At 63.4% G+C, this 2,856-nt stretch carries 4 protein-coding genes; 1 reads left to right on the top strand and 3 read right to left on the bottom strand.

The window, feature by feature from the left end; genetic code table 11:
- The coding region (locus J0A65_RS21995) for a LysR family transcriptional regulator (RefSeq protein ID WP_206596461.1) at positions 1-516 on the bottom strand (516 nt) is incomplete at its 3' end.
- Positions 517-639: 123 nt separating this feature from the next.
- Here J0A65_RS21995 and J0A65_RS21990 point away from each other — a divergent pair.
- Positions 640-1,851: a cation:dicarboxylate symporter family transporter gene (locus J0A65_RS21990; protein ID WP_206596460.1), complete on the top strand. Its 1,212-nt coding sequence runs from the start codon at positions 640-642 to the stop codon at positions 1,849-1,851.
- Between the two features lie 2 nt (positions 1,852-1,853).
- Here the strand turns inward: J0A65_RS21990 and J0A65_RS21985 are convergent, their stop codons facing one another.
- Both J0A65_RS21985 and J0A65_RS21980 read right to left on the bottom strand, forming a co-directional pair.
- A complete protein-coding gene (locus tag J0A65_RS21985) occupies positions 1,854-2,441 on the bottom strand; it encodes a hypothetical protein (RefSeq protein WP_206596459.1) in 588 nt (195 codons plus the stop codon).
- A gap of 59 nt (positions 2,442-2,500) precedes the next feature.
- On the bottom strand, positions 2,501-2,856 hold a 356-nt coding region (locus J0A65_RS21980), incomplete at its 5' end, for a hypothetical protein (protein WP_206596458.1).

Genomic DNA, 2,856 nt, shown 5'->3' with positions numbered 1-2,856 from the left:
CGGCAGGACGAGCACCAGCTCCTCGTTGAGCAGGCGGTGGTAGGCAATGCCCTGGGGGTTGCCCACTGGTGCGCGCAGGATGCCGACATCCACGTCACCACCACTGACGTCATCGGTCAGTTCCTGCGCATTGCCCTCGTTGAGGCCGATATCAACCCCTGGATACAGGTCCCGATAGCGCCGGATGATCCGTGGAATCAGCGGATGCGAGGCCGCCGAACTGGTGAAGCCGACACTCAGATGCCCCTCGATGCCCTTGGCGGTACGCGACGCCTTGAGCGCGCCCTGCGACACGCGCTGGAGAATATCGTGCGCCTCGCGCAAGAACACCTCGCCACCGACGGTCAGGTCGACACCCTTGGCATGGCGGATGAACAGATCGAAGCCCAGTTCCTGCTCCAGCGCCCTGATCTGTTGGCTAAGAGGCGGCTGCTGCATGTTCAGACGGGCCGCCGCGCGGGTGAAGTGCTTCTCTTCGGCGACCATGACGAAGTAGCGCAGATGACGAAGTTCCATGCAGGCCCTTAGGAGGTTGATCAGGCCGGCACACGATACCGAATCCGTGTGCCGATGGGGTAGGATGACCGCTCAAGTGCGGCCTCGACGCTGCAACGACGAACAAGAATAAAACAGGCTCCGATGATCTTCAGGCATTCTCGAACAGGCATTGCCCTGCTGTTGCTGGCGCTGGTGCTCGGTGCCCTGCTGGGTGTCCGCTGGCCTGCTCTGGCGGTGGAAATGAAGCCGCTCAGCGACCTGTTCATCTCCGCCATCGGCCTGTGCGCTCCCGTGGTGATGTTCGTCCTCGTCTGTTCCAGCGTGGCGGCCCTCAGCGACTACCGCTCCACCGCACGGCTGGGCCTCAAGGCCGTCGGCTACTGGCAATTGATGTCGTTGCTGTCGCTGCTGATCGGCTTGCTCGTTGCCCTGCTCCTGCACCCTGGCAGCGCCCCGCATCATATGGACAGCGACTGGGCCACGGTGGAAACGACGAGCGGCCCGTTCTTCTCCCAGCTCCCGGGACTGTTGCTCGACTCGCTGGAGCAGAGCTTCATCCTCAAGGTATTGCTGGTCGCGGTCATCTGCGGCCTGCTGCTCGGCCGCAGTGGCACGCTGGGGCAACGCCTGACGCTGCATCTGGACCAGGCCGTGAAGCGGGTGTTTCGCGCCATGCAGGTGATCGTCAGCTTCGCTCCGCTGGCGGCCTTCGGTGCCATCGCCTTCATCATCGGCCAATACGGACTGGAAGCTGCGCTGCCGTTGGCCAAGTTCGTCGTGACGGCCTATGTGGCCTGCCTGGCTTACCTGCTGCTGGTGCCGGCCATTGCCCTGCGCCTGGCGGGCTGCCGACTGTGGCGCCTGATCGGGTACGTCAAGGAGGAACTGCTGCTGGTAGCCGCTACCGGCTCGTCGGTCGCCGCCCTGCCGCGCCTGATAGACAAACTGGAGGCCGCCGGTTGCGACAGTCAGACCGTGCGCCTGACCCTGACTGCCGGCTATAGCTTCAACCTTAATGGCTCGAATCTCTATCTGGCCGTGGCCATCGTGTTTCTCGCACAACTGACTCACGTCGAACTCGATAGCCTGCAACTGGGTAGCATCCTGCTGGTCAGCCTGCTTACCTCTCTCGGTGCAACCAGCGTCGCCGGCTCGGCCTTCGTCACGCTCACCGCCACACTCAGCGTGCTGAACATCCTGCCGCTGGAGAGCATCGGCATCCTGATCGGCGTGGAACGCCTGATGAAATGTCGCTCGGTGACCAACGTGCTGGGCAATTGCGTAGCCTGCGTGGTCATCGCCCATTGGCACGCAAAGGTGGACAAACAGAAGCTGCGCGAAGTGCTGGGCTGAAGTCAGAGCCTGGCCTGCCGTGCGCCTGCATGCCGAATGCGAAAAGAAGTGGCCACCTGCGGACGCGAACGATGCCGCTCTACCAGGTCGGCCGTCGTGCCACGACCGACGAACACCACTTCCTGCAACTGCGGAAAATGGCTGGCGCGCCCCAGGTAGCTCACCAACGCGTCGAGCACCGTGAATGCCGATAATCCGACACGCCCTTCGCTCGACACCTCACCCTCTACCCAGGCCTGCTTGCTGTGCCAGACGGGCAGGTCTGCGGGCAGCTCTCGACCATCGGCGACACTGAACTGCGGTACGAGGATCAACGTGTCGGCTTGCCTGTCCAGTCGCGGCTCGCTGGAGTTCGAGTCGTCCTCGACAAGCACGACAACACGTCGAATGTCTCGCGGCAGGTTGTACAGGTCGGCGTTGGCTGCCAGCACAAGGGCGAAACTGCCGGCGGCATCGTCGAGCCGCACGAGCTGGGCCCCTGCATCGAGCGGAGCGCTGGAGTCGGAACGACGTGCTGCTGCGTCGCTGAATACCATGCTGGCCAGGACGACCGAACAGAGCAGCAACGCATAGCGGCGTGGGTGTTCCATCTTTCACGCTCCTGAGGAAAGTGAATGGCGAGGGCAGGAACCGTCCTCGCCATTCGACATCAGCGGGAAGCAGGCAAGAGCTTGGCGAATGCCTTGTCCAGCGCCACGTCCGCCTTGCTCAACTGCTGCCGACGTTCGCTCATCCAGCTTTCATCCGCGCGCAGGCGTTTGCCCGCTTCGGCCAGCATGCGCTTGACCTCGGCAGGTTGCGGACCTCCGGTGCCCTTGCGGGTCTCGACCATGGAGCGTGGCGACAGGGTGGCGCGGAAGGCGCTCTCGCTCAGTGGCAGGCGCTGATCCTTCCAGTTGTATTTCTGCGCGGCCTTGGTAAAGAGCTTCTGGGCGTCGGCGTAAGGGAATGTCTTCGGCAGCAGCCCCTGATCACGTGCCTGGCCGACGATCAGCGAGGCGAAGC

Origin of the sequence: Bowmanella yangjiangensis (assembly GCF_017255015.1) — a bacterium.
Taxonomy (GTDB): domain Bacteria; phylum Pseudomonadota; class Gammaproteobacteria; order Enterobacterales; family Alteromonadaceae; genus Bowmanella; species Bowmanella yangjiangensis.
Note: the sequence above shows the minus strand (reverse complement) of the source record. Positions and strands in the feature narration are given on the sequence as shown.